The sequence below is a fragment of the Vibrio sp. G-C-1 genome (genome assembly GCF_021728015.1).
Lineage (GTDB): Bacteria > Pseudomonadota > Gammaproteobacteria > Enterobacterales > Vibrionaceae > Vibrio > Vibrio splendidus.
Genome location: NZ_JAKKCR010000006.1, coordinates 123,405 through 149,957, shown reverse-complemented (window position 1 = coordinate 149,957; position 26,553 = coordinate 123,405). Strand labels below are relative to the sequence as shown.

The following is a 26,553-nucleotide window of genomic DNA, read 5'->3' as shown; positions in this document are numbered from 1 at the left end:
GCTTAGCGAACGAGTCGCATCTCACGCTCAGCTTCAGTTAGAGAAGCTAGGAATGAATCACGTTCGAATACGCGGTTCATGTAAATCTTAAGCTCTTTAGAACCAGGACCAATTAATTCGATACCAAGCTCAGGTAAACGCCATAGTAGCGGAGCTAGGTAACAATCAATTAGGCTAAACTCTTCGCTCATGAAGTATTCATACTCAGCGAAGATAGGAGCAAGAGTCAGTAGGTCGTTGCGCAGTTTAACGCGAGCTGCTTCAGATTCTTCAGCGTTGCCTTTAACGATCTTCTCTGCAACTGAATACCAGTTACGCTCAATGCGGTACATCATTAGACGACTATTACCACGAGCAACCGGGTATACAGGCATCAACGGTGGATGAGGGAAACGCTCATCTAAGTACTCCATAATGATCTTTGAGTCATATAAAGCAAGCTCACGATCAATAAGAGTAGGTACTGATTTGTACGGGTTCAGTTCAACAAGCTCTGCTGGTAGATTTTTTTCATCAACCAACTCAACTTCAACACTTACGCCTTTTTCAGCAAGAACAATGCGCACCTGATGGCTATACATATCAGAAGCACTTGAGAAAAGAGTCATTACAGAACGTTTATTGGCAGCTACAGCCATGGAGCCCTCCAGTACACTTTAAATAAAAACAATGGAGGCCTAAAGCCTCCATTGAACATTAACATAATTTGGGAATTAGCACGGTATTATAGCACAATTAGTGCACATCACGCCAATACTCTTTCTTCAGCAAAATCACGATGATAGTGAAGATTACTAAGAAGGCCATTACCCACCAACCCATTGCATGACGCTCAAGTTGAACTGGGTCGCCCGAGTAAACCAAAAAGTTAACAAGGTCACGAACTGCTTCGTCGTATTCACCAGCACTTAATTCGCCAGAACCGTCAGTTTCAGTGCCAACAACAGTTGTCACTTCCTCGCCATCTACCATATGAGTATCGTAGATTGGTGTTGGAATACCTTGCAGCTCTTCAAGAACGTGCGGCATACCAACACTTGGGAAAACAATGTTGTTCACGCCAAACGGACGAGATGGGTCTTCATAGAAGGTACGAAGGTACGTGTATAGCCAATCTGCGCCACGAACACGAGCAACCAAAGTTAGATCTGGTGGCGGAGCACCAAACCAACTTGCCGCTTGATCAGAGGGCATAGCATTAACCATCAAGCTACCGATTTTCGCTTCAGGGTCGAAAATCAGGTTTTCCTTCATTAGATCTACAGAGATCTCTAAATCATTCGCAACACGTTCATAACGCTGGTACTGCGTTGAGTGACAAGCAAAACAGTAGTTCATGAACATCTTAGCGCCATTTTGCAATGAGGCTTTATCTGTTAAATCATTGTTTGCTTTGTCTAATGGTACGCCTGCACCCGCTGCCATCGCCAGTGACGGCAACATAGCAAATAAAATTACAATCCACTTTTTCATTTGAATGTCACCCTTTCTGGTAATGGTTTCGTCGCTTCATTTTTACTGTAGAACCACAGTAGAACGAAGAACATGAAATAACCTAAGCTAAAGATCTGAGCCAGTAGCGTATACGTTGGCGTTGCTGGAAGCGCACCAAGTACACCAAGCGCAATAAAGCTTATTGTGAATTGGATGATGTTAATCAAATGCAGTTTGCTACGGTAACGGTAAGAACGCACTTTACAACGGTCGAACCATGGCAGTAGGAATAGCACGACAATAGATGCACCCATTGCAACTACACCTATCAGCTTATCAGGAACAGCACGAAGTACAGCGTAGAACGGCGTGAAGTACCAAACTGGAGCAATATGCTCAGGTGTTTTCAGTGGATTAGCAGCTTCGAAGTTAGGCGGCTCAAGGAAGTATCCACCCATCTCTGGGTTAAAGAACAACACGTAACAGAACAAGAATAGGAAACCAGCAACACCGACCATATCTTTCACCGTCCCGTATGGGTGGAAAGGAACAGAGTCAATGATGTCGTATTTCTTAGTGTAATCCTTGTGGAATGGGAACTGAGTTTTGTAGTCGTCGCCCATTGTGCCTTTAGGAAGCTTAGTCTCGATACCGTCTGGGTTGTTCGAACCCACTTCGTGCAGTGCTAGTACGTGAAGTACGATAAGCAGCAGAAGTACGATTGGTAGAGCGATAACGTGCAGTGCGAAGAAACGGTTCAGCGTTGCACCAGAGATGATGTAATCACCACGGATCCAAAGCGTTAGGTCATCACCAATAACAGGAATCGCACCAAACAGAGAAATGATTACCTGAGCACCCCAGTAAGACATTTGCCCCCATGGTAGTAAGTAACCCATGAAAGCCTCAGCCATAAGCACTAAGAAGATCAGCATACCGAAGAGCCAAAGTAGCTCACGAGGCTTTTGGTAAGAACCGTAGATTAGACCACGGAACATATGCAGGTAGATAACCACGAAGAATGCCGAAGCACCTGTCGAGTGCATGTAACGCAGTAACCAGCCGTATTCCACATCACGCATGATGTATTCAACAGATGCAAACGCGCCATCACCAGACGGAACGTAGTTCATTGTTAGCCAAATACCTGTAAGGATTTGGTTAACCAGTACCAACATTGCCAAAGAACCGAAAAGGTACCAAAAGTTAAAGTTCTTAGGCATTGGGTATTCAGATAAATGCTTTTTATAAGCATTCATTGCGGGTAGACGTTTTTCTACCCAATCAAGCAATCCTTGCATTATGCGTCTCCCTCGTCCACACCGATCATGATCTTAGTGTCACTCAAATACATATGCTTTGGCACTACAAGGTTCAATGGGGCTGGTACGCCTTGGAATACTCGACCTGCCATATCAAACTTTGAACCATGACAAGGACAGAAGAAACCAGACTTAACGCCCTGAACTTGTTCTGCAAAAGAATCTGGCAGGTAAGTTGGAGAACAACCTAAGTGCGTACAGAAACCAACAGCAATGAAGAACTCCGGCTTAATAGAACGAAACTCGTTCTGTGCGTAGTCTGGTTGTTGTTCAGTTTCAGATTGAGGGTCACGAAGTTGACCACCGATCGCTTTTAGGTTCTCTAGTACCGACTCAGCACGGCGTACAACCCATACAGGTTTACCTTGCCACTCGACACGAACCATTTGTCCCGGTTCTAACTTACTGACTTCCACTTCCACCGGCGCGCCCGCAGCTTTCGCTTTGGCACTCGGGTTCCATGATTTAATAAAAGGCACGGCTACAGCAGCTGCTCCCAAACCACCAACAACGGCTGTTGTTGCGGTTAAGAAACGCCTGCGACCGTTATTTAAAGGCGCGTTGCTCATCCAAACATTCTCCCATTTGCTCCTTATGGATTGAAATAATTCCGATTAAAGAGCATGGCTAACAAAATATGTATTTAGTTCTATTTATTGACGGCAAATGATAAATAAAACCCTACTTTTTGACAAGATAAAGCTACCTTTTTGTAACAATCATGAGGCAAAGCGCACATTGGGTTACAAAAGCTTTCAAAATATAAGAATTTAGGAATAAAACGAGGAGGGGGAAGCGTTTAGCGGAGGCCAGAAAGACAAAAAGCCCGGCATATAGCCGAGCTTTGAACCACAATTCCAGTAATAAAACTGGTCGCGTGTATTTTTCGGTGAGGAAAAATTAACGCTTAGAGAATTGAGGTTTACGACGTGCTTTACGTAGACCAACTTTCTTACGTTCAACGCAACGAGCGTCACGCGTAACATAGCCAGCTGCACGTAGAGCAGGACGTAGAGTTTCATCGTATTCCATAAGAGCACGAGTGATACCGTGGCGGATTGCGCCAGCTTGACCTGAAATACCACCACCAGAAACAGTGATGTAAAGGTCAAGTTTCTCAGTTAGTTCAACTAGCTCAAGAGGTTGCTTAACAACCATACGAGAAGTTGGACGACCGAAGTAAACATCAAGGCTACGCTTGTTGATTACGATCTCACCAGAGCCTGGTTTGATGAAAACACGAGCTGCTGAGCTTTTGCGACGACCAGTGCCGTAGTATTGATTCTCTGCCATTGTCTTAATCCCCAATTAGATGTCTAGTACTTGTGGTTGTTGAGCAACATGGTTGTGCTCAGTACCAGCGTATACTTTAAGCTTACGGTACATCGCGCGGCCTAGAGGACCACGTGGAAGCATACCTTTAACTGCTAGTTCAAGAACCATTTCTGGTTTCTTAGCAATTAGCTTTTCAAAAGTGATAGTCTTAAGACCACCTGGGAACTCAGAGTGACGGTAGTAAACCTTACCCTTAGCTTTGTTACCAGTCACAGCTACTTTCTCAGCGTTAACAACGATGATGTAATCACCAGTGTCTACGTGAGGAGTGTATTCTGCTTTGTGCTTGCCGCGTAGGCGAGAAGCGATTTCACTTGCTAGACGGCCAAGAGTTTTGCCTTCAGCGTCTACAACATACCAGTCGCGTTTTACAGTTTCTGGTTTAGCAACGAAAGTTTTCATGCTAATAATTACCTATTTAAAAAATTTACACTTAAGGAATACTCGCGTATTCCCACTGTCTAAGAGTTACCATCATCACCCCTTCGAGTGTTGGAAAACTCTTGGCATAACGTGATTTTACTCATCGCTAGAGGCCCGCAGTAACGGTAGGTCGCAGGATTATAGAGAAGAGCGAAGAAAAAATCACCTCTTTTTGAACAAAATCACGATTTTTTTAATTCTCTTTCTTATTCGAGATAATCAAAGCTAACTTAAGTGTTCTTTTGCCAAATATTCATGGCTCTGCATTTCGATTAAACGCGACTGACAACGTTTAAACTCAAATTCTAACTGACCATGGGTATATAGCTTTTCTAGCTCCACTTCCGCTGAAATAATCAATTTCACGTTACGCTCATAGAACTCATCAACTAACGCAATGAAGCGTCTTGCTGCGTCATCTGAAGTCGCACCCATTTGCAACACATCAGCCAGCAGAACCGTGTGATAAACCCTAGACAGCTCAATATAGTCATTCTGGCTGCGAGCCGACTGACAAAGCTGAGCAAACGTACCATGTAGCACACCATCGCTTGCTTCGACTACATCCAGCTGACGGTGATTGACCTCAATCTGTTTGAGTTTCTCTTTATCTTCACCAACGAGCTGCGCGTAATATGTTTCGAGGTTGATGTTCGCTTGGCTATCCAGCGGGTAATGATAGATCTCAGCCTGCTCTAAAGTACGAAGACGATAATCGATTCCGCTATCGACATTAAGAATATGGCAATTGCCTTGAATAAGCTTAATAGCGGGTAAGAAGCGAGCTCGCTGCAACCCGTTACGATACAAATCCGCAGGTGGAATATTAGAGGTCGCGACTAAGATAACGTTGCGAGCGAATAACTCTTGGAACAAAGTTCCTAAGATCATGGCATCCGTGATGTCTGAAACAAAGAATTCATCAAAACAGATAATATCCGCTTCTTCTTTCAACTTATCTGCGACTAAAGGCAACGGGTCGCTAACATTACCTAGCGCCCTTAGCTCATCATGGACTCGATACATAAAGCGGTGAAAGTGAACACGCATTTTTTTTGTGGTCGGTAAGGCATCGTAGAACGTATCCATTAAGTACGTTTTACCGCGCCCGACGCCACCCCAAAAATAGAGGCCTTTTGGTGGCTCTGGCAGTTCTGGCTTTTTGCCCATTAATTTCTGGAATCGAGTCAGTTGAGGAATAGGCGTATTCATGTAATCTTGGAATTGATGAAAGAGTTCATCTAAAGATTTAACGGCTTGCTCTTGCGCTGGATCTCTTTGAAATCCATGTTCTTTTATATCTTGTTCGTATTTTTTAATGGGATTCATGACGACATTTCCACAATGAAAGCAATATCAGACAGCAAATAAAAATGAGCCCAAACAGTATGAGATATGTCGCTATGCGGTGAATAATGCAGCATCAAACTGCTAACTAGCGCACACGCATTTCTCTTTATACTGCGGCTTTCTCATAGTACCATGGAGCCGTATCACGTGTAACTAAGCAGTAACAAACATGTTAAAAAACAATAATAAGGAGCTGTTATGCCTTGGATGTATGCCGTTGCCGGTTTACTAGTCGGAGTTATTTTAGGGGTCGCTATTTCTCGTCTCATGACACCTGAATACAAAAAACAAAAGAACGTACAGAAAGAATTAGATAGCGCAAAGTTTGCCCTTGAACAGCAGCGACAAGAGCTAGCTGACCACTTTGCGAAATCAGCAGAAATGTTGGACACCTTAGGTAAGGACTACACAAAACTGTACCAACACATGGAAAAAACAAGCTCAGAGCTGATCCCTAATCTGCCAGAGCAAGATAATCCATTTGTGAAAACAGCCGCAGCCCATTCGGATAAACCACAAGACAAGCCTTCAGTTAAAGAGGCGACACTTGAAGAACAACCGAAAGATTACGCTAATGGCGCAACCGGTTTATTTACAGAGCAGAAGAAAGAAATCATGGATGCTCCCGATGTCGTTACAGCAAAAGCATCGTAAACATTTAACACTTCTGTGAACTTTACAAAGGTTTTTGAGTCATAACTTTCACTCAGGTCATTTGAAACCTCTCATATTTTTCATAAATATGAGAGAGGCAAGACCTTAACTAGAGAGGAGTTTATGATGAAAAAACCTTTGCTTGCTTTATCGGTACTGACTTTAAGCTTAAGTTCAATCATCACCCCCATTCAAGCAACGGCCGCACTGCCATTAAGTGTGGGCAATGAACAATTACCAAGCCTTGCACCTATGCTTGAACAAGTGACCCCCGCTGTGGTTAGTATTGCCGTAGAAGGCAAACAGGTACAACGTCAGCAAATCCCTGAACAATTTCAATTCTTTTTTGGTCCAGAACAGACACGAGAACGCCCATTCCGCGGGCTAGGTTCTGGTGTGATCATTGATGCCAAGAAAGGCCATATTGTCACCAATTACCATGTCATCAATGGTGCCGACGATATCAAAGTAAAACTTCATGATGGTCGAGAGTACGATGCCGAGCTGATCGGCGGCGACCAGATGTCGGATATCGCGCTATTAAAACTCGAAACAGCCAAGAACCTTACCCAGATAAAAGTTGCAGACTCCGACAAGTTAAGAGTCGGTGATTTCAGTGTCGCTATCGGCAACCCATTTGGACTCGGTCAAACCGTGACATCCGGGATCGTTTCTGCACTCGGTCGTAGCGGCCTAAATCTAGAGAACTTTGAAAACTTCATTCAAACCGATGCCGCTATCAACAGTGGTAACTCTGGAGGTGCGTTAGTGAATCTCAACGGTGAGCTGATTGGTATCAACACGGCTATCCTTGGCCCTAACGGAGGCAATGTCGGTATCGGCTTTGCAATCCCATCCAATATGATGAAAAACCTGACAGAACAAATTCTCGATTTCGGTGAAGTAAAACGCGGTATGCTGGGTGTTCAAGGCGGAGAGGTCACCTCTGAATTGGCGGAAGCGCTTGGTTATGAATCCAGCAAAGGTGCCTTTGTCAGCCAAATTGTACCCGACAGTGCTGCGGACAAAGCCGGACTGAAAGCGGGCGATGTTATTGTCTCTATTAATGGTAAGCGTATTGATACTTTTAGCGAGTTAAGAGCCAAAGTCGCAACCCTCGGCGCAGGTAAACAGATCGAACTTGGTGTCGTTCGTGACGGAAAGAATATGACCTTTGATGTGACTCTGGGTGAATCCACCAATAGTAAGACACAAGCTGAAAAACTCCATGAAGGACTTGCCGGTGCAGAGCTCACTAACACAACCGACAGCGACTCAACGACAGGCGTCAAGGTATCAAGTGTCGCTCAAGGTTCGCCAGCAGAAGCCTATCAACTTCTTAAAGATGACATCATCATCGGGGTAAACCGCCAACCCGTTAAGAACCTTGCTGAATTTAGAAAGATTCTTGAAAAACAACCTGGCGTGTTGGCGCTTAATATCCAAAGAGGCGACAGGACTATCTATCTAGTTATTCGATAGTCATACGTCAGCGCAATTACAGGGAGGCTCAGTAAGTTTGCTTTAAACTTACTCAGTCTCCCTTTTCTTTAGATCAATCAAAATGCTATGCTTCACTCGTAATCAAGTCAGTCATCCATTGACGGATGCTCCATACCTTACTTGTTGAAGAGGGAAACATGCTGTCCTTTCTATTTCGTTCTATTTCCCTTGGACTCGTTTCAGCGGCACTTATTCTTCTCGCATTTCCGAGCTTAAGGCCAGCTATAGTTTCAGATGTCACTAGTCCTCAAGTCGATAATATTGGCTCTCTTCAGATCTCATTTAACCAAGCGGTGCGACGTGCTGCACCCGCTGTGGTCAATATTTATAGTCGTAAATACGCAGAAAGCGATCGCAATAAGCTACTGACTCAAGGTTTGGGTTCAGGGGTCATTGTTAGCGAAAAAGGCTACATCATTACCAACTTTCACGTTGTTGCTCAAGCCGACCAAATAGTTGTGGCACTTCAAGACGGACGAGTAGCCGCCGCACAGCTTGTCGGTTCAGACAAGCGCACCGATATAGCGATACTCAGAGTCAGCGGTGACAACTTACCAGTGATTCCACTGAACCAAGATTACACTGCAAATGTTGGAGATGTGGTTCTCGCTATCGGTAACCCGTATAACCTAGGTCAAACCACAACCTTTGGTATTATCTCGGCAACCGGTCGCTCTTCAATCAGTGCAGATGGCCATCAAGCCTTTATCCAGACCGATGCGGCAATCAATGAAGGTAACTCCGGTGGTGCACTTGTCAATTCACAAGGTGAGTTAGTCGGTATCAATACCGCGTCTTTCCAACAAGCTACCGACATGGAAACCTACGGGATTTCATTTGCTATCCCCTACCCACTTGCCAATAAGATCATGCAAAAAATCATCGCTGATGGTCGTGTGATTCGTGGTTATATTGGCATAGACGGACAAGACATCAACTCGGTGACGTCACGCTTACTCGGCAATAAGAATATCGGCGGTATTGTGGTACTAGGGATAGACCCGAACGGTCCTGCGGCTGATGCAGGCTTTGAAGCACAAGATATTATTGTCAGCATCAATAATACCCAGATTAGCGGACGACAGAGCGTAATGGACATTGTTACTGACCTGCGCCCAGGAACTGTCATTGATGTTGGTGTATTACGCAAAGGTGAAAACAAGACCCTCAAGGTGACTATCGCTGAAGATACACGCCTGTAGCCTATATACGTATGTTGATTGCTAACATGAAGTTAGCGACCCCACACTGTTAAACTTCCAGACACAAAAAACCCAGCTCTTAAGCTGGGTTTTCTTTTATCTATCAAGCGAATTATAAGCTCAATGAAAACTAGTTATATAACTAAGTATCATAACTAAGCGTCATAGCTAAGCGTCATAGCTAAGCGTCGCTAGGTTCATCGATATCAATGCGCGTCACTCGTTGTAGTCCTCTAGGTAGTAAACCACCACGACGACCACGTTCACCACGGAAATTTTCAAGATCCGCAGGTTTCAAGCCAAGTTTGCGTTTACCCGCATAGATTGTCAGCGTCGCATTCTCTGGGATAGCCATTAGATGCGAGACAAACTCTTCACGCTCTTTTGCTTTCGCAGAAGGAATGTTGATGATCTTGTTACCCTTACCTTTGCTCAACTGAGGTAGGTCTTTAATCGGGAACAACAACATACGACCTTGGTTAGTAATCGCCAGAATCTGGTTAGAGTCCAAGTCAGCAATCGGGCTTGGCAACATCACTTCAGAAGCTTGTGGCAAGTTAACCAACGCTTTACCGCTCTTGTTCTTAGACAGCAGATCACTACCTTTACAAACAAAGCCATAACCCGCATCAGAACCGACTAACCATAGCTGTTCATTCTCTCCCATCACCACTTGGCGAATAGAAGTACCAGGGCTGACGTTCAAGCGGCCTGTAATTGGCTCACCTTGGCTTCGCGCCGATGGCAGTGAGTGAGATTCAAGGGAGTAGCTTCGGCCATCACTGCCGAGGAACACCGCTTGTTGGTTACTCTTACCCTTAGTGCTTGCTAAGAATTTATCACCTGATTTGTAGTTCAAGCCTTCAGCGTCAACTTCATGCCCTTTAGCATGACGAATCCAACCTTTTTCAGAAAGCACGACAGTAATTGGCTCACTTGGAACTAAATCACGCTCAGTCAACGCTTTTGCTTCAGCACGTTCAATCAACGGTGAGCGACGATCATCGCCGTATTTATCTGCATCTGCTTGGATTTCTTTTTTGATCAGGGTATTCAAGCGACGCTCTGAACCTAATAGCTTTTCAAGCTTTTCACGTTCAGCTTCAAGCTCTTCTTGCTCAGCTCGAATTTTAAATTCTTCTAACTTAGCTAAGTTACGAAGTTTAATATCGAGTATCGCATTGGCTTGAATTTCAGAAATGTTGAAACGGTTCATCAAAACAGGACATGGTTCGTCTTCTGTTCTAATGATTTCAATCACTTCATCAATATTTAGATAAGCGGCAAGTAAGCCTTCTAAGATATGCAAACGTGCCAGTACTTTATCTAAACGGTACTGCAAACGACGACGAACGGTCGTACGACGGAACTCAATCCACTCTTTCAGGATTTGAACTAAGCCTTTAACTTGAGGACGGTTATCTAAACCAATCATGTTCAAGTTAACGCGGAAGTTTTTCTCTAAATCCGTCGACGCGAATAAGTGACTCATCAGTTGGTCACAGTCGATACGATTTGAACGAGGAACCACGACGATACGCGTTGGGTTCTCGTGATCTGATTCATCACGCAGATCGTCAACCATAGGCAGCTTCTTAGCTCGCATCTGGTTAGCGATTTGCTCAAGTAACTTCGCACCTGACACTTGATGAGGTAAAGACGTGATAACGATATCAGAGCCTTCCTTGTGCCATACCGCGCGCATCTTGATGCTGCCACGGCCTGTACGGTAGATCTTTTCGATATCCGACTTCGGCGAAATAATTTCAGCTTCTGTCGGGTAATCTGGGCCTTGAATGAAACCCATCACATCTGGAAGTTCAGCTTTCGGCGTATCAATCAAATGAATCGCCGCGTTCGCCACTTCACGTACATTGTGAGGCGGGATGTCGGTCGCCATACCAACCGCAATACCTGTAATGCCGTTAAGTAAGATATGAGGAAGGCGTGCTGGCAACATCTGAGGCTCTTTCATCGTGCCATCAAAGTTGGGTTGCCAATCAACGGTTCCCTGACCTAATTCACCAAGCAGGACTTCCGCAAACTTCGACAGTTTTGCTTCGGTATAACGCATCGCAGCGAACGATTTCGGGTCATCCGGAGCACCCCAGTTACCTTGACCATCCACCAATGGGTAGCGGTAAGAGAAGGGTTGCGCCATCAGTACCATCGCTTCGTAACAAGCAGAGTCACCGTGTGGGTGATACTTACCTAGAACGTCACCAACCGTACGAGCTGATTTTTTATATTTTGATGCAGCGGATAGGCCTAGCTCAGACATCGCATAGATAATACGACGCTGTACTGGCTTCAAGCCATCACCGATATATGGCAATGCACGATCCATGATCACGTACATTGAGTAATTTAAGTAGGCATCTTCGGTGAACTTGCGCATTGGCAACTGTTCAACGCCATCATATGTAATTTCGTTAGACATCCATTATACCTCGGCCATATCACCGTTAGTCTGTAGCCATGTACGGCGATCATCTGCACGTTTCTTACCAAGCAGCATGTCCATCATCTCGTTGGTCGCGTCGTTGTCATCAATCGTTAATTGGACAAGACGACGAGTATTTGGATCCATAGTGGTTTCGCGTAACTGAAGTGGGTTCATTTCACCCAAACCTTTAAATCGTTGCACGTTGATTTTGGCTTTCTTCTGCGATAGTCGCTCAAGCACACCATCTTTCTCTGAGTCATCGAGTGCGTAGAACACTTCTTTACCGCAATCGATACGATACAGAGGAGGCATTGCCACATAGATATGACCCGCTTCAACCAAAGCATGGAAATGGCGAGTAAATAGTGCACATAGCAGTGTCGCGATATGAAGACCATCCGAGTCCGCATCGGCAAGGATACAGATCTTACCGTAACGCAGGCCTGACAAATCATCGTTATCAGGGTCGATACCCAGAGCAACTGAAATATCATGTACTTCTTGTGAAGCCAATACTTGGTCTGCTGACACTTCCCACGTATTTAGGATCTTACCGCGAAGTGGCATAACCGCTTGGAACTCACGATCACGTGCTTGTTTAGCAGAACCACCCGCCGAGTCCCCTTCCACGAAGAAGATTTCGGTACGGCTTAAATCTTGAACCGAACAGTCGGTTAGCTTACCCGGCAGTGCTGGACCAGAAGCAATCTTTTTACGTACAACCTTTTTGCTTGCGCGCATACGACGATGTGCGTTAGCAATACAAGCTTCTGCAAGTAATTCTGCTAGTTGAGGCTTTTCATTCAGCCACAAGCTGAAAGCATCCTTCACTACACCAGAAACAAACGCAGCAGTTTGACGAGAAGATAAGCGCTCTTTTGTTTGACCTGCAAATTGTGGATCTTGCATCTTCACCGATAGAACGTAAGAACAACGGTCAAAGATGTCATCACCCGTTAGCTTAACGCCACGAGGCAACAGGTTACGGAATTCACAGAACTCACGCATCGCATCAAGCAGACCTTGGCGAAGACCGTTTACGTGTGTACCACCTTGCTTAGTTGGTACTAAGTTCACGTAACTCTCGGTGATCATATCACCGCCTTCTGGCTGCCAAATGATCGCCCAGTTCGCCATTTCCGTTTCAGCAACGAATTCGCCAACATAAGGTTCTTCAGGCAGTAAGGTGTAACCTTTCACGCCTTCGGCAAGGTAATCTTTTAGACCGTCTTCATAGAACCATTTATGTTCTTCACCGCCAACCTTGTCGATAAAGGTGATTTCTAAACCAGGGCAAAGTACGGCTTTAGCTCGCAGGTTATTAATAAGGCGTAAAACAGAGAACTTAGAGCTATCGAAGTATTTTGGATCTGGCCAGAAATGCACGGTAGTACCGGTATTGCGATGACCACAAGTCCCCGTAACCGTAAGGTCGGTTACGGCATGACCACCCTCAAGGGCGATTTCATGTACCTGACCGTCACGACGAACCGTTACTTCAACGCGTTTTGACAGCGCGTTTACCACCGAGATACCTACCCCGTGCAAACCACCTGAAAACTTATAGTTGTTGTTTGAAAATTTACCGCCTGAGTGGAGCTTAGTTAAAATCAGCTCAACACCCGAGATGCCTTTTTCAGGGTGGATATCAACCGGCATACCACGGCCGTCATCGGTAACTTCTAACGATTGGTCAGCATGAAGCACAACTTTAATTTTCTTAGCGTGTCCCGCTAGTGCTTCATCGACCGAGTTATCAATGACTTCTTGGGCAAGGTGGTTTGGTCTTTCTGTCTCTGTATACATTCCCGGGCGGTGTCGCACGGGATCGAGACCTTCAAGTACCTCGAGGTCTTTTGCATTATATTGTTCAGTCATAATACGGAGTTTACTCAAAAAGTTTGCGTCTGTTCGCTGGCTCTAGTTTCACTAAAGCAGAATCATTACTATGAACCTTCATAGTAGAGCGAACGAGCGAAGTATTGGGGAATATAGTCTGGAAGCTGAGTAATGATGTCAAGCTAGTTCAAAAACTAAGACATCAAACTATGATATTTCACCATTGATAGATGAAATAACAGGCAAACAAGAGAAAATCACTCTGTTGATGAAACAGATTAGAGGTTTAGAAAAGTGACGATTTGTTGTGGGTAACGTTCAAAATCAACAAAGCTATGATCCCCGCCCTCTTCTACTGTCTGTGTCGCACCTTGGTACTTCTCTACCGCTTGTCGGTAATCCAGAACTTCGTCTTCCGTTTGCTGAAGTAACCAGAAGTCACTCGGCTTAGCGATAGCCGGAACCTCTAACGCCTTCAGTTCATCGATATGCTTTGTTTCCAGTACATATCGTTCATCTGTGTATGGGTTTACTTGCTCACCTAAATAATCAGCCAGAAGCTCATACGGCTTCACGGCTGGGTTTACAACCACCGCCTTGAAACCATAATGACTATTTAACCATGTTGAAAGATAGCCACCCAATGAACTACCGACTAACGCGATCTGATATTGATCTTTATATTGCTCCACCAGCTGCTGTAAATGCAGAGCTGCTTGCAGAGGGAAGCTCGGTAGTTGAGGCGTTACGACTTTAATATCAGCGCGATGCTTCGCACAGTAATCAGACATTACGTTCGCTTTATGAGAACGTGACGAACTGTTAAAACCGTGAATATAGAGAAGCAGCGATGGTTTAACGGTTTGCTGATTAAGGTCCGGCATATTAGTAACCACCTGCATCAAAGTCTGGCGAAAACTGCCCACTAGGCAAACGGCGAACCTGCGTAGTTACCGTTCCATCTTGGTGCAATTCAATCTCTCGCCAGCCTGGAGATAAAGTATCAACCGCAAAGTCGTTCGAGTTTGGTTTGAATTGAACACAAGTCGATGGGGTTGCCATGACTTGTACACCATGATGATTGCGATTCATATCTTGATGAACGTGACCACAAAGTATCGCTTTCACATTGGTGTGCTGTTGAACCACATCCCAAAACTGCTCAGCATCTTTCAGGTTATGTTGATCAAGCCACGCACTACCGACCAGTAAAGGGTGGTGGTGCAGCAAAACCAAGGTGTTACGCTTAGGGAATTCAGTCAGCTTTTGTTCTAGTAGATCAAGCTGTTGATCACTAAGGCGCCCGTGAGGTACACCCACCACTTGCGAGTCCAGCATAACCATCTGCCAGTTATCGCCTAGCAAGACATGCTCAACACACTGTATTTGTGGTGATGGTAAAACACTGCCCATATTAGGCTTGAAGTCATGATTCCCGGGTAGCCAGTAACATGGCTTTTCCAAAGGCTCTATCCCTGACTCAAATTTCTGGTACGACTCAGCACTGTGATCTTGAGAGATATCACCAGTTGCTAGAATCGCTTGATAGTCAAAGCCCTGACTAACAATGCCATCGACTACAGCACGAAAGCTATCTTGAGTGTTGATGCTTAATAAGCTGCCATTGCTCGGCGCAAATAAATGCGTGTCCGTTAGCTGCACAAGCTTAATAGTGCTCTCATCAAATTTTGAAGTGTGTGATAATTCCAAAATAACAAATCCAGATACGTTACTGTTTAGACTTTAAAAGTGTTGTTAAATAGGTTCAATTAAAAGGTAATTGGGGTTCGACTGATACCCGTTTTTAAACAAAACGTTAACCATTCCCCAAGAAATTTATTCAATTGAAATTTCTCGTCCTTTTGCAAAAGCTTAGTGTTGGGGTAGTCATATTTCGCTTTGACTCGCGAAAAATCCCCGCTAGCGCACACTTCTGCAACTCGAGCGTCGTGATATAGCCTGACAGACATTTTTGGCAAAGGAAACACTGGCATCGCGTCACTCTGACATATATCTATTAAAGTGGTGTATTTTGTGACCTCATTCACTGTCAATTGATACACCATATTAACGGCTTGGTAACAGCGAACGTCACCAACCTCATGCCCAACAGGTAACAGAGCGTTAAGTTTGGCATAGTTAGTCTCGTAAACTCGCATCAATTCAGCAAGATCAACATGATACGGTTTTTTCACTGCTATATTTGGCATGACGTTAATCTATCCACTCTGACTGTAATTCTTGGTAGTTCAATTGTAGCCACTGTAGCGCAATGATCGTGGCGCCATTTTCAAACACACCGTCTTTTACCAACTGATAAGCCGCTTCACGACTCATCACTTGCACACGAATGTCTTCACCTTCGTAGTCCAATCCGTGTACCCCTTTGGCTGTCGTTGCATCAACACAGCCAACAAAGACGTCGAGCTTTTCTGAGCAACCGCCAGATGAAGGGTAATACGAAGTAATCGGCAATACAGATCCGACTTCGACTCCGGCTTCTTCCATTGCTTCACGACGAGCGACATCTTGTGGTGATTCATCGGTATCAATGATCCCAGCAACAATTTCGTATTGCCATGGGTTCTCATGCTCTAGAGCACCGACACGGATCTGCTCGACGATCACTACTTCGTCACGCACAGGATCATAAGGTAGCAAAGCGGCAGCATGTCCACGCTCAAACATCTCTCGTTCTATTGGTTGGCTCCAGCCGCCCTCAAACAGTCTATGTTTAAATGTGTACTTAACCATTTTGAAAAAACCACGAAACAGCGTCTCTTTTGAGACTATTTCCACATCTTGCGGAGTAAACTCATGTCGTTGATTGTCATACTGTTGCATTTGGTACCTCACTAAGTGATCTTTATAGTTTACTCATTGTCCGAGTTAACTACCAAGGATAAGGTTCAACTTTTTATATAAAATTTATAATTAAAGTTAAGTTTTAAAAAATAAATATTGCACAAGTGGACAGTTAACTGTAAAAAAGTGCAAAGTTTCGAGTAAATTACCACCAAACTGGGTTAAACTCTTTTGAAGAAAATTCCATTAAAGGCAGGAATAGGAAAATGAAAAAACTGCTTCCACTATTTATCAGTGCAGCAATCGGCAGCCTGAGTTCGTCAGCTTTTGCTGATACGCTAGCTGAAGTTTACGACCAAGCAAAACAGAACGATCCACAACTTCTTCGTTCCGCAGCGCAGCGCGATGCCGCTTTTGAAGCAGTAACGTCAAGCCGTAGTGATTTGCTACCACAAATTGATTTAAGAGCTAACTACGATATCAACCGTGGTGATTTAAGCGATAAAAACAATGACAATAACCAATGGGGAGCTGGGATTTACTTTTCTCAAGAGCTCTACCAACGCTCTTCATGGATCACGCTAGACACGGCAGAGAAAACTGCTCGTCAATCTGATTCCGCGTACGCGGCAGAGCAACAAGCCTTGATCCTACGTGTAGCAACGGCATACTTTGAAGTACTTCGAGCTCAAGATAACCTAGAATTTGTTCGTGCAGAGAAAGCCGCAGTTGCTCGTCAACTAGAACAAACAAAGCAACGTTTTGAAGTCGGTCTTTCAGCAATCACCGATGTACATGATGCGCAAGCTCAGTACGATGGCGTATTGGCTGACGAAGTGTTAGCAGAGAACACTCTGATTAATAACTACGAAGGTCTACGTGAGATTACAGGTCAGGAACACTCTAACCTAAGCATCCTAGACACTGATCGTTTCTCAGCAAGCAAATCTTCTGAATCTGCTGCTGCACTGGTTGAGCAAGCAGAGCAAAAGAACCTGAGCCTTTTAGCATCTCGTATTTCTCAAGATGTAGCAAAAGACAACATCACACTAGCAAGTTCTGGTCACCTACCAAGCTTAACGTTAGATGGTAGCTACTCTCTTGCAGATCAATCAAACAGCTCAAATGATTACGACCAAGACAACCTAAACCTAGGTTTGAACTTAGTTGTGCCTCTATATACAGGTGGTAACACGACTTCTTTGACTAAACAGGCAGAATACAACTACGTTGCTGCAAGTGAAGATCTAGAAGCAACTTACCGTAGCGTTGTAAAAGACGTACGTGCATTCAACAACAACATCACAGCTTCGATCGGCGCTCTACGTGCTTACGAACAGTCTGTTGTTTCTGCTCAGTCAGCTCTAGAAGCAACAGAAGCAGGTTTTGATGTAGGTACTCGTACTATCGTTGACGTACTAGACTCAACTCGTCGTCTATACGATGCGAACAAAAACCTTTCAGATGCTCGTTACAACTACATCCTAAGTGTACTTCAGCTTCGTCAAGCCGTCGGTACGCTAAGCGAACAAGACATTGTTGATGTAAACGCAGGTCTAAAAGTAGCAAGTAAGTAATTAAGAATTACTCAGTTACCGTTACAAAAATGCCACTCATTGAGCGGCATTTTTATTATCTATTGAAAGCTAATTCTCAGCCTAACTCAAAGGTTAAGCCTTGAGACTAGAAAACGAGAAGGCTAAGAGTTAACCTCGACCACCTTTAATCGCTTTAATGATTTCAGTCGTAGAGCAACCATCTTCAAAGTTAAGAACTTTCACTTCACCACCAGCCGCAATCACTTCTTCACCACCAGCAATCTCTTCAGGTTTATAATCACCACCTTTCACTAGAATGCTAGGTAGAACCTCAGAGATCAAACGTTGAGGTGTATCTTCAGAAAACGGAACCACCCAATCAACCGCGCCTAAGCCAGCCAATACCGCCATACGACGATCAGTTGGGTTCACAGGGCGACCAGGACCTTTCAAACGTTTGACTGATTCATCAGTATTCACTGCAACGATCAAACGATCACCCAGCTCAGCCGCGTGGTTCATGTAAGAAACATGGCCGGCATGCAGAATATCAAAGCAACCATTAGTCATAACTACTTTCTCGCCTTTCGCACGAGCTCGTTTCACCGCTTCAACCAGTGCCGCTTCAGAGATCACGCCGTAGTCAGTGTCTTGGCTACCATGAATCGCTTCCGCTAACTCAATCGTAGACAACGTAGATGTACCAAGTTTGCCAACTACCACACCTGCAGCAGCGTTCGCTAATGCACACGCTTCATCTAATGGCTTACCAGCAGCAACAGAAGCCGCGAGTACCGAGATAACCGTATCACCCGCACCTGTCACGTCATACACTTCTTTCGCTTGAGTCGGCAAGTGGAATGGCTCCAAACCTTTGCGAAGCAAAGTCATACCATGTTCGCTGCGCGTTACCAACAAAGCCTCGAAATCAAACTCTTCGATTAACGCGAGTCCTTTTTCGATCATTTCTTCTTCAGATTTTACTTTGCCCGCAACCAGTTCGAACTCAGCCATATTAGGCGTAAGCAAAGTCGCACCACGGTAACGTTCAAAGTCTGCGCCTTTCGGGTCAATGAATACCGGAACCTTTGCCGCACGTGCTTTTTGAATAAAACTTTGCACATGCTCCAAGGCACCTTTTGCGTAATCAGATAGGATCACCGAACGTACATTAGGAAGCGCTTGCTCCATGCGAGACAAAACAAGCTCGGGATCCGTGTTCTCAAATTTGTCTTCAAAATCAAGGCGGATTAGCTGTTGTCCTCGGCTCATCACTCGCAATTTAGTAATAGTTGGATAGTCTTCTAACTCAACGAAATCACATTTAACTTTTAGTGCACCTAGGGTGTTTTTTAACACCTCAGCAGGCTCATCTTTTCCAGTCAAACCAACGATATGAGCATGCCCACCAAGAGAGGCAATATTCATTGCTACGTTGGCAGCACCACCAGGACGCTCTTCGTTATTTTCTACTTTCACAACGGGTACAGGTGCTTCTGGTGAAATACGGCCAGTTGGGCCATACCAGTAACGGTCAAGCATTACGTCACCGACAACAAGAACGCCTGATTGGCTGTAGTCAGGTAGAATTGGTTTCATTATGGATCTCCAAAAATCGAATCTGGCTAGAGTCTAGCACACTGATTACAGTGGCTAAACTATAGATAAATGAGTAAAAGCCTATCAAGATAGACACATCAGTCACTACGTTATGACTTGGTTAAGCTTCCATCCATTGCTTCCATGCTTGAACAACATGTTCTCTTTCCATCTCAAACTTCTCAATCGCCACATCCGCATCAAGGTTGAGTAGATTACGATGATGGATTTCATCTCTTAACGTCGTATAGACATTGGTTAATGCCATGCCTTGCTGCTCGTCCATAATCCCCTGTGACAACAAGCTTTCAAAGATTCGTACATTGTCACACCAACGGGTGAGCTTAGGTTTTTCGTTGCTGTATCTCAGCACTAAATATTGCGCCAAGAACTCAATATCAGTAATACCGCCCGCATCTTGTTTCAGCATGAACCGATCGGCTTTTTTACCGCCTAAATGACCGCGCATTTTTTCACGCATATCCACAACGGACTTTTTGAGTGTTGCCTCATCACGAGCCAAGCACAGAACCTCATGGCGAGTTTTGTTGAATGCCGAAGCCAATAAGTCATCGCCGTAAATCATGCGAGCACGAGTTAGAGCTTGGTGCTCCCAAGTCCACGCATCATTGTGCTGATACTCGTCAAAGGCATCCGTTGGACTAACCAATAGACCAGAGGCACCTGAAGGGCGCAGACGAGTATCGACCTCATACAAAATACCGGAAGCGGTTCTAGTTGAGAAAATATGAATAATTCGCTGTGCCAATCTTAGATAAAACTGGCGTCCATCAATCTCTTTCTTACCATCAGTATAGATGTGTACCGGACAGTCGTGCATGAAGACAATATCAAGGTCTGAGTTATACCCCAGCTCCCAGCCGCCAACTTTGCCATAACCGACAACCGCAAAACCACGACCTTCACGATCTTTTACATGAGTCGGTTCACCAAACTTGGCCGATACTTGTAACCAAGCTTGGTTAATACCCGCCTCAACAATCGCTTCGGCTAAATAGGTCAGGTGATCACTGACCTTCATGACAGGCAGAGCACCTGCAATATCCGCGGCTGCAATCCTCAAGATACAAGTCTGCTTAAACTGACGCAGACCTTCCATCTGTTGCTCCATATCATCTTCAGGAATACGAGCTAGGTAATCTCGCAGCTCAGTCTTGTAAGACTCTAAAGGTACGGGATTATAAAGTTGCTGAGGGTCAATAAGTTCATCTAATAGAATAGGATAACGGCCAAGCTGCTCCGAAATCATCGGGCTCGCAGTACATAAACGAACTAACTGAGTTAACGCGGCTGGGTGTTCATCCAATAGCTCAAGGTAAGTGGTGCGCGTGACTATTTTATGGAGAAGGTGCAACACTCGAGATAAACCAAACTCTGCATCCTTGGCGGTGTACAACGCTTGGAACACTTTAGGCATCAAGCGATTTAAAACCTCCCGTCCACGTGGGCCAAGGGTTTTCTTCGCTAAATCCGCTTTAAATTGGATAATGGTTTTCGCCGCTTCCAGCGGGTTAGCAATCGCGATATCATGCTCAAGAACCTGCTCAATCACGTCTTGTTTATGGGCCATATCCCACAGTTCACTAAAGTGACTCGCGATTGGATTGGCGTCCTCTTCATCGACACCAATCAGATCTTCGAAAACAGTATGTACATTCGCCATATGAACACGAGTTGCCGTAATCAAACTATCCCAATCAGCAAATTGCATTGCGACAGCGAGCTGCAGTTGCTCGAACTCACCATCTGGTAAGGTTTGAGTTTGCTTGTCAGACATCGCTTGCAATAGGTTTTCAAGGCGACGTAAAAACAGGTAGGCCTCACGTAAATGACCGACTTCTTTGGTCTCTAATAAATTGAGAGACTCAATAGCACTTAACGTTTCTAGTAACCCTCGACCACGCAGGCTAGGCTCGCGCCCGCCACGAATCAATTGAAAAACTTGCGCAATAAATTCAACTTCACGAATACCACCAGAACCAAGCTTGATGTTATTGGAGAGGCCACGACGGCGAACTTCACTGCTGATCATCGACTTCATTCGACGCAGAGATTGAATGGCACTGAAATCGATATAACGACGAAACACAAACGGGCGCAACATCTGGCGAAGCTCTTGATATTCAGGGTACATTTCACTACCCATCACTCGCGCCTTAACCATCGCGTAGCGTTCCCAATCTCGGCCTTGTTCTTGATAATAATCTTCTAGCGCAGCGTAACTCATGACCAGTGGACCACTCTCACCGAATGGACGCAGACGCATGTCTACTCGATAACAGAATCCATCAAAGGTTTGCTGATCAAGCGCTTTGATAATCCGTTGCCCTAAACGCGTGAAAAATTGGGCGTTGGCGATACTTCGTCGTGCACCTTGTGTTTCACCATTCTCAGGGTAAGTAAAAATCAGATCGATATCAGAAGAGAAATTAAGCTCACCGCCACCAAGCTTGCCCATACCGATGATCAACATCGGCTGCGCTTCACCCAGATCATTACAAGGTGTGCCCCACTCTTTACAGCAAATATCGTACTGCCACTGATAGGTCTCGAAGATCATCGCCTCTGCCAACATCGATAGATGGCTTAAGCTCTGCTCTAGCTCCCACACACCCAAAAAATCACGCCAAGCAATGTAGGTCATTTCTCGATTACGGAATTGACGCAGCACACGCTGGCCACTCATTTCATCGGCACAACTTGAAAGTAACTCGGCTAATCGCTGACGATACCCTTCAGCACGCTCTTCACATGCCAGCATATCAGGTAGGGAGTTGGATAAAACCGTATCACGCTGTAAGCAATCAGCAACAAAACAACTTAAACCGAGTACACGTTTAAGATCTTCAATCATTGGCTCTGGCCAAGCATTGATGGCTTCACTTTGATGATCTAATAATTGCTCAAAAGCAGACTGGGAATGCGTGGTGAGTTGAGAAGGCAATGGCATGTTTCTTCCTTGTGTAAGCTGCGCGCCGAACAATTGGTTCTGTTCTTTAGTAAATAGTTTTAACAGGCAAGTTTAACAACGAGCTTTGAGAACCCGTTTTAATATCTAAGGATAAGTTATACCAAAGTTACGCCAATAAAAAACGCCCACATTAGCAATGTGGGCGTTTTATCGGTTAACTTATCGAATCGGGCCTTTCCTAGCTATCGAATACTAGAAGTACTTCTGAGGAGTAAAGACCAAGACCCCATGATTAAACCTTAAATTGTTTAATCTTACCGTCCAGTTCTTGCGCGTTGGTTTCCATGAGCTGAGAAGTCTCTAACAGTTCACCAACGACCACGACAGAAGCTTCGACAAGCTCACGAACATTCGTTAGGTTGACACTCATCTCTTCAGCAACACTGCTCTGTTGGCCTGCAGCGGTCGCGATCTGGAAGTTCATATCATTGATTTGGTTGACTTGGCTTACTATTCCATCCAACTCTGAGCCAGCATTGGTTACCAGTTCAACGCCTTCAGCCGCTTCTACAACACTCTTCTCCATCAACTCTACGGCTGAATTAGCGCTGCTTTGTAGGTGACTGATCATATCTTGAATCTCAACTGTCGCTTGTTGAGTACGCTGCGCAAGGTTACGAACCTCATCGGCAACAACCGCAAAACCACGTCCCGCTTCACCTGCACGCGCGGCTTCAATCGCTGCGTTCAGTGCTAACAGGTTCGTTTGCTCTGAAATGCCTTGGATAGTACCCACAACGCTGCCAATCGAATCAACGCGTTCTTCTACTTGGTTTACCGCTGCTGCAGATGCTGCGATATCTGAAGATAGCTCACTCATCTTAGACACTGAGCCTTGAACGAACTTCTGACCGGTCAATGCTTGGCCTGATGCCTGCTCAGTCAATGACGAAGCACTTTGCGCATGCTCAGCGACAGTTTGCACGGTAGACGTCATCTCACTCATAGCTGTCGCTAGCTGATCGATCTCGTCGAACTCTTCTTGAGCCGAATCTTTGGTTTCTGACATGCTAATGGTCATCACTTCTGTCAGAGCAAATAACTCGTCTGAAGAAGCCACTTGAGTTTTGATCATGTCGTTCAGTTGGACGCGAGTTTTTTCAAGTTCGCGTGCCACATCGCCGTATTCATCTTTACAGTCCATTTCAATCGGCACTGATAGATTCTTATCGGCCATGATTTTAATGGCGTCATTAAGGTACTGAGTTTGACGAAGCATAACGCGCGCCGCCGCTAATAGAAGAACCACAAACACAATGATCATCAAGGCTGTTTGCCAAGCCACTTGAACTAGGTAAGTCTCGTAATGCTGCTGTGCAACTTGCGCATTATTGGTTACAGCAAGCAATGAATCGTAAAACGTACTTGCGTCCCATAACTGCTTCGAAATGATCAAGATAGTGCTGAATATCATCAGCATGACCATTTTTGGAACGAGACGAACGTCAGAGATTATCCTTTCCCACGGCTTGAATGACAGTTTAGTCATTGTCAGTTCTCCATTAATTCTTATATATTGATGGCTTCTATATCCGCGAGGTGGCTATGTCAGTCAAAGTTCGCGATTTATTTTGAGCCTCGTATGAATGTTGAATAATACCAAAGACGCCACCAAGCCGATGAGCTTATTGTCACTGATTCTCTCTTTCTTAGCGTTATTTGTGATCTCAGGCTTATTGTTCGTTCCGATTGATAAAGAATCAAAACAAGTTCTTATCGGCCTCGATTTTATAATCTGTAGTGTTTTTCTTTTTCAGCTCACGATTGATCTATTGAGATCACAAAATAAGAAAGAATATCTAAAAGTACACTGGATCGATTTCTTAGCAAGCATCCCAATGATCGAACCACTTCGTTTCGCTCGCATTTTTCAGATCCTGCGTGTCATTCTTGTGCTCCGCTCGGGTAAACGTGTTTTCAGAGAGCTGTTTCGTAATCGCAAAGAAACCACGCTCGCCTCGATTATTCTGCTGCTGGTTATTCTCCTAACCATAGGAGCTGGAACAATACTTCTGTTAGAACACAAAGATCCCAATGCCAACATTACCACTGGCCAAGATGCTTTGTGGTGGGCTTTCGTTACCATCAGTACCGTAGGGTACGGCGATCATTACCCCGTGACGAACTCAGGGAAATTAGTCGCCTCTCTGGTGATCATTTGTGGTGTGGGTGTTTTCGGTATGATTTCAGGCTTGATTACTTCTCTGATCACCTCCCCAACTCACCATGAGAATCAACGAGCAGAAAACAAAGAGAAGCATCTTGAAAAGATCATAGAGCAACAACAGAAAATACTAGAGCGACTAGAAAAGCTCGAGCAACAAACAAAAAAATAGGGCCGAAGCCCTATTTTCAAATTCATACTTATACTGATGCCGGTATTGAGTTTAGTCTTGCCAGTATGGCTCAACCTCAACACTGATTTGGCGTGTCTGTTCCATCGCATGCAGAATAGACACTTCTTGGCGAGCCAACCAACGCTCTAGCTGAACCTTCTCATCGCCTTCCAATTTCTCAGTCAAAGGCTCTAACGTTTTAAGTGCCAGCAAGTCATCAATGCCTTGCACCATATCGGCCCATGGCAAGCGGAAGCTGTTTCGTTCATCGTCATCATACAAACTCGCGAAACCAACGCCAGAATACAGATTGCGCATCAAACGGTATTGCTGATCAATATACGCTTGGCTGGTCATCACTCGCTCTGGCGGGAAAGCTTCCATCAAATCAGCCCATGTGCGATCGAGTTGCTGCACGGAAAACCATTCGATACCACGAGCCATTTGCTCACGTGCCTTTTCATCTAAGAAAGGTTGCCAGCCACGAGACAAGATCCAACGGCTAAGATCTAATAATAAACCGGTGTATCGAGCAGAACTCAATAAGGTCAGTAGGTCTTCACGATCTGGCAGTTGCTCTTGCATCTCTTTAAGCTCAGCGACCAAGAACTTACGTGCATCTAGCTTACGCAGCACATGGCCTTTATCTTCGAGCAAATCTTCGAAGTGGTCATAACTTTTTAGCCAATCAAGTTCTTGCTCAAGCCACTTAAGTTCTTGGCGTAAAATAGCACTCGCGCGCCTTGGAACAATGTCACCATAGATAGTGAAGGTTTGACGAATAAAACTTAACGAATGACTTATCTCATGTAACGCTTCAATAGATTGACGCTCAGTAAAAATCTGCTCGTGAGAGTGCCAATGAGCGAGAGCATGCTCTAAAGATTGAATGAAACACGATTCAACAGTATCACTTTTGTCAGTATCAACTAAGGTCAAAGGAGTGACTTCATCTCCTTGATAACCTTGAGCAAGGCGGTAACCCTTAGCAGCTTTGCTGAGATTCCCCAAACGCATACCACCTTGTTCGCAGAATTGACGAGACAATGTAAATAGAGCATCCGTTTGACCCGATTTAAGTTCCAATTCGACTTCGCAAATCGGTTCTTGCAGATCGCCTGACTCAACGAAGCCTTGGTCGAACGCAACCTCAACCTGGCTACCATCTGGCATACCAATCAACCACTGCTCACGAGTGAAGTTGGTAGAGAACAGAGGAGTCAGCTCAGCTTGCAACGTTTCGATGTCTTTACCCGCTGGCCAGATATCCTCTGGGTGCAGGGCTAACTTAGGTTCATTGCTGTCGTGTTCTGCATTGTATTCAGGCCTTTGATGTAAGCCAGCAACCACACGACCAGCGGTCTTTACGGTTTGTACAAATACGTCATCAAAACGTCGAATACGCAAGCCAATATCGTGCTTACGTAGCCAGTTGTCAGGGGTGTCAAAGTAGATGTTACCTAGCTCGCGACAACTGTGCTGAAGTACTTTAGTTTCAGCAATTTTATTGCGTAAAGTCTCTGAAAAATCAGGAGAAACAAAAAACTTCAGTTCTATCTCGGTTTCCATAGTTATACCTTTCTGTGAAGATAGGGACAGGATATTGCCAATTTGAAAACTCAGCAAGTCAGAAATATCGCCCTTATGATGATCTAAAACAGTTTTAATGAGACATTGATTAGGTTAACATGCGCGACTTTGTAGCCATCGCTTAACATTTCACCATGAATATGGTGTATGTTGTTTTAAGGTTATTATTTATTAGGTTGGATGAC

General features: G+C 44.8%; 22 protein-coding genes. 5 read left to right on the top strand and 17 right to left on the bottom strand.

The genetic code is table 11. The features are described 5' to 3' along the window. Positions 1-2: 2 nt before the first annotated feature. The 7 genes from sspA to zapE form a co-directional block, all read right to left on the bottom strand. Positions 3-638, bottom strand: coding sequence for a stringent starvation protein SspA (sspA, locus tag L3V36_RS11145; protein ID WP_010434700.1), 636 nt, complete (start codon positions 636-638; stop codon positions 3-5). A gap of 97 nt (positions 639-735) precedes the next feature. Then, positions 736-1,473 (bottom strand): cytochrome c1, encoded by a 738-nt coding sequence (locus tag L3V36_RS11140; protein ID WP_208774790.1) that lies wholly within the window; start codon positions 1,471-1,473, stop codon positions 736-738. After that, on the bottom strand, positions 1,470-2,735 hold the full coding sequence (locus L3V36_RS11135; protein WP_004729830.1) for a cytochrome bc complex cytochrome b subunit: 1,266 nt from the start codon (positions 2,733-2,735) through the stop codon (positions 1,470-1,472). Before L3V36_RS11135 ends, L3V36_RS11140 begins: the two co-directional genes overlap by 4 nt. Then, positions 2,735-3,325 (bottom strand): ubiquinol-cytochrome c reductase iron-sulfur subunit, encoded by a 591-nt coding sequence (gene petA / locus L3V36_RS11130; protein WP_017072804.1) that lies wholly within the window; start codon positions 3,323-3,325, stop codon positions 2,735-2,737. Before petA ends, L3V36_RS11135 begins: the two co-directional genes overlap by 1 nt. Positions 3,326-3,656: 331 nt before the next feature. Continuing rightward, the gene (gene rpsI / locus L3V36_RS11125; RefSeq protein WP_004740758.1) at positions 3,657-4,049 is read right to left on the bottom strand and encodes a 30S ribosomal protein S9; all 393 of its coding nucleotides are present in this window, start codon (positions 4,047-4,049) and stop codon (positions 3,657-3,659) included. A gap of 15 nt (positions 4,050-4,064) precedes the next feature. Further along, a complete protein-coding gene (gene rplM, locus L3V36_RS11120; RefSeq protein ID WP_010434689.1) occupies positions 4,065-4,493 on the bottom strand; it encodes a 50S ribosomal protein L13 in 429 nt (142 codons plus the stop codon). A gap of 246 nt (positions 4,494-4,739) precedes the next feature. Beyond that, the gene (gene zapE, locus L3V36_RS11115; protein WP_017077674.1) at positions 4,740-5,843 is read right to left on the bottom strand and encodes a cell division protein ZapE; all 1,104 of its coding nucleotides are present in this window, start codon (positions 5,841-5,843) and stop codon (positions 4,740-4,742) included. 219 nt (positions 5,844-6,062) lie between these two features. Here zapE and zapG point away from each other — a divergent pair, with 219 nt between their 5' ends. From zapG to degS, 3 genes are all read left to right on the top strand, one after another. Next, positions 6,063-6,518, top strand: a complete 456-nt coding sequence (zapG, locus tag L3V36_RS11110) for a Z-ring associated protein ZapG (RefSeq protein ID WP_004736002.1) — start codon at positions 6,063-6,065, stop codon at positions 6,516-6,518. 126 nt (positions 6,519-6,644) lie between these two features. Next, positions 6,645-8,000 (top strand): Do family serine endopeptidase, encoded by a 1,356-nt coding sequence (locus tag L3V36_RS11105; protein WP_004736003.1) that lies wholly within the window; start codon positions 6,645-6,647, stop codon positions 7,998-8,000. 158 nt (positions 8,001-8,158) lie between these two features. Next, positions 8,159-9,223, top strand: a complete 1,065-nt coding sequence (degS, locus tag L3V36_RS11100; protein WP_004736004.1) for an outer membrane-stress sensor serine endopeptidase DegS — start codon at positions 8,159-8,161, stop codon at positions 9,221-9,223. Positions 9,224-9,404: 181 nt separating this feature from the next. Here the strand turns inward: degS and parC are convergent, their stop codons facing one another. The 6 genes from parC to nudF all read right to left on the bottom strand — a co-directional run bounded on the left by parC (position 9,405) and on the right by nudF (position 16,352). Then, the gene (parC, locus tag L3V36_RS11095) at positions 9,405-11,663 is read right to left on the bottom strand and encodes a DNA topoisomerase IV subunit A (protein WP_004736005.1); all 2,259 of its coding nucleotides are present in this window, start codon (positions 11,661-11,663) and stop codon (positions 9,405-9,407) included. A 3-nt stretch (positions 11,664-11,666) separates the two neighbouring features. After that, positions 11,667-13,547, bottom strand: coding sequence for a DNA topoisomerase IV subunit B (gene parE, locus L3V36_RS11090; protein WP_017077669.1), 1,881 nt, complete (start codon positions 13,545-13,547; stop codon positions 11,667-11,669). Between the two features lie 239 nt (positions 13,548-13,786). Next, positions 13,787-14,392, bottom strand: coding sequence for an esterase YqiA (yqiA, locus tag L3V36_RS11085; protein ID WP_102447108.1), 606 nt, complete (start codon positions 14,390-14,392; stop codon positions 13,787-13,789). Position 14,393: 1 nt separating this feature from the next. Then, on the bottom strand, positions 14,394-15,218 hold the full coding sequence (gene cpdA / locus L3V36_RS11080) for a 3',5'-cyclic-AMP phosphodiesterase (RefSeq protein ID WP_102447107.1): 825 nt from the start codon (positions 15,216-15,218) through the stop codon (positions 14,394-14,396). Positions 15,219-15,277: 59 nt separating this feature from the next. Beyond that, positions 15,278-15,718: a DUF1249 family protein gene (locus tag L3V36_RS11075; protein WP_004736016.1), complete on the bottom strand. Its 441-nt coding sequence runs from the start codon at positions 15,716-15,718 to the stop codon at positions 15,278-15,280. A 4-nt stretch (positions 15,719-15,722) separates the two neighbouring features. Then, positions 15,723-16,352 carry an ADP-ribose diphosphatase gene (nudF, locus tag L3V36_RS11070; RefSeq protein WP_017061425.1) on the bottom strand — a complete coding sequence of 210 codons (630 nt, stop codon included), beginning with the start codon at positions 16,350-16,352 and terminating at the stop codon, positions 15,723-15,725. Positions 16,353-16,579: 227 nt separating this feature from the next. Between nudF and tolC the strand changes: the two genes are divergently transcribed. After that, positions 16,580-17,890, top strand: coding sequence for an outer membrane channel protein TolC (tolC, locus tag L3V36_RS11065; RefSeq protein ID WP_017067235.1), 1,311 nt, complete (start codon positions 16,580-16,582; stop codon positions 17,888-17,890). Between the two features lie 129 nt (positions 17,891-18,019). Here the strand turns inward: tolC and hldE are convergent, their stop codons facing one another. From hldE to L3V36_RS11050, 3 genes are all read right to left on the bottom strand, one after another. Then, positions 18,020-19,450: a bifunctional D-glycero-beta-D-manno-heptose-7-phosphate kinase/D-glycero-beta-D-manno-heptose 1-phosphate adenylyltransferase HldE gene (hldE, locus tag L3V36_RS11060; protein ID WP_017087492.1), complete on the bottom strand. Its 1,431-nt coding sequence runs from the start codon at positions 19,448-19,450 to the stop codon at positions 18,020-18,022. 121 nt (positions 19,451-19,571) lie between these two features. Beyond that, the gene (gene glnE / locus L3V36_RS11055; protein WP_102462716.1) at positions 19,572-22,421 is read right to left on the bottom strand and encodes a bifunctional [glutamate--ammonia ligase]-adenylyl-L-tyrosine phosphorylase/[glutamate--ammonia-ligase] adenylyltransferase; all 2,850 of its coding nucleotides are present in this window, start codon (positions 22,419-22,421) and stop codon (positions 19,572-19,574) included. Between the two features lie 253 nt (positions 22,422-22,674). Continuing rightward, on the bottom strand, positions 22,675-23,931 hold the full coding sequence (locus tag L3V36_RS11050; protein ID WP_102455863.1) for a methyl-accepting chemotaxis protein: 1,257 nt from the start codon (positions 23,929-23,931) through the stop codon (positions 22,675-22,677). Positions 23,932-24,028: 97 nt separating this feature from the next. Here L3V36_RS11050 and L3V36_RS11045 point away from each other — a divergent pair, with 97 nt between their 5' ends. Beyond that, a complete protein-coding gene (locus L3V36_RS11045; protein WP_004735958.1) occupies positions 24,029-24,778 on the top strand; it encodes a potassium channel family protein in 750 nt (249 codons plus the stop codon). 51 nt (positions 24,779-24,829) lie between these two features. Here the strand turns inward: L3V36_RS11045 and L3V36_RS11040 are convergent, their stop codons facing one another. Then, the gene (locus L3V36_RS11040) at positions 24,830-26,347 is read right to left on the bottom strand and encodes an inorganic triphosphatase (RefSeq protein ID WP_017077663.1); all 1,518 of its coding nucleotides are present in this window, start codon (positions 26,345-26,347) and stop codon (positions 24,830-24,832) included. Between the last annotated feature and the right edge of the window lie 206 nt (positions 26,348-26,553).

What these genes read in the sequence shown, in the direction of transcription:
- L3V36_RS11075 (WP_004736016.1), bottom strand. Translation starts at nt 15,718, where the DNA reads ATGCCAAATATAGCAGTGAAAAAACCGTATCATGTTGATCTTGCTGAA.
- rplM (WP_010434689.1), bottom strand. Translation starts at nt 4,493, where the DNA reads ATGAAAACTTTCGTTGCTAAACCAGAAACTGTAAAACGCGACTGGTAT.
- L3V36_RS11140 (WP_208774790.1), bottom strand. Translation starts at nt 1,473, where the DNA reads ATGAAAAAGTGGATTGTAATTTTATTTGCTATGTTGCCGTCACTGGCG.
- zapE (WP_017077674.1), bottom strand. Translation starts at nt 5,843, where the DNA reads ATGAATCCCATTAAAAAATACGAACAAGATATAAAAGAACATGGATTT.
- yqiA (WP_102447108.1), bottom strand. Translation starts at nt 14,392, where the DNA reads ATGCCGGACCTTAATCAGCAAACCGTTAAACCATCGCTGCTTCTCTAT.
- hldE (WP_017087492.1), bottom strand. Translation starts at nt 19,450, where the DNA reads ATGAAACCAATTCTACCTGACTACAGCCAATCAGGCGTTCTTGTTGTC.
- tolC (WP_017067235.1), top strand. Translation starts at nt 16,580, where the DNA reads ATGAAAAAACTGCTTCCACTATTTATCAGTGCAGCAATCGGCAGCCTG.
- L3V36_RS11045 (WP_004735958.1), top strand. Translation starts at nt 24,029, where the DNA reads ATGTTGAATAATACCAAAGACGCCACCAAGCCGATGAGCTTATTGTCA.
- nudF (WP_017061425.1), bottom strand. Translation starts at nt 16,352, where the DNA reads ATGCAACAGTATGACAATCAACGACATGAGTTTACTCCGCAAGATGTG.
- sspA (WP_010434700.1), bottom strand. Translation starts at nt 638, where the DNA reads ATGGCTGTAGCTGCCAATAAACGTTCTGTAATGACTCTTTTCTCAAGT.
- L3V36_RS11050 (WP_102455863.1), bottom strand. Translation starts at nt 23,931, where the DNA reads ATGACTAAACTGTCATTCAAGCCGTGGGAAAGGATAATCTCTGACGTT.
- L3V36_RS11040 (WP_017077663.1), bottom strand. Translation starts at nt 26,347, where the DNA reads ATGGAAACCGAGATAGAACTGAAGTTTTTTGTTTCTCCTGATTTTTCA.
- parC (WP_004736005.1), bottom strand. Translation starts at nt 11,663, where the DNA reads ATGTCTAACGAAATTACATATGATGGCGTTGAACAGTTGCCAATGCGC.
- L3V36_RS11105 (WP_004736003.1), top strand. Translation starts at nt 6,645, where the DNA reads ATGAAAAAACCTTTGCTTGCTTTATCGGTACTGACTTTAAGCTTAAGT.
- degS (WP_004736004.1), top strand. Translation starts at nt 8,159, where the DNA reads ATGCTGTCCTTTCTATTTCGTTCTATTTCCCTTGGACTCGTTTCAGCG.
- zapG (WP_004736002.1), top strand. Translation starts at nt 6,063, where the DNA reads ATGCCTTGGATGTATGCCGTTGCCGGTTTACTAGTCGGAGTTATTTTA.
- glnE (WP_102462716.1), bottom strand. Translation starts at nt 22,421, where the DNA reads ATGCCATTGCCTTCTCAACTCACCACGCATTCCCAGTCTGCTTTTGAG.
- parE (WP_017077669.1), bottom strand. Translation starts at nt 13,547, where the DNA reads ATGACTGAACAATATAATGCAAAAGACCTCGAGGTACTTGAAGGTCTC.
- rpsI (WP_004740758.1), bottom strand. Translation starts at nt 4,049, where the DNA reads ATGGCAGAGAATCAATACTACGGCACTGGTCGTCGCAAAAGCTCAGCA.
- petA (WP_017072804.1), bottom strand. Translation starts at nt 3,325, where the DNA reads ATGAGCAACGCGCCTTTAAATAACGGTCGCAGGCGTTTCTTAACCGCA.
- L3V36_RS11135 (WP_004729830.1), bottom strand. Translation starts at nt 2,735, where the DNA reads ATGCAAGGATTGCTTGATTGGGTAGAAAAACGTCTACCCGCAATGAAT.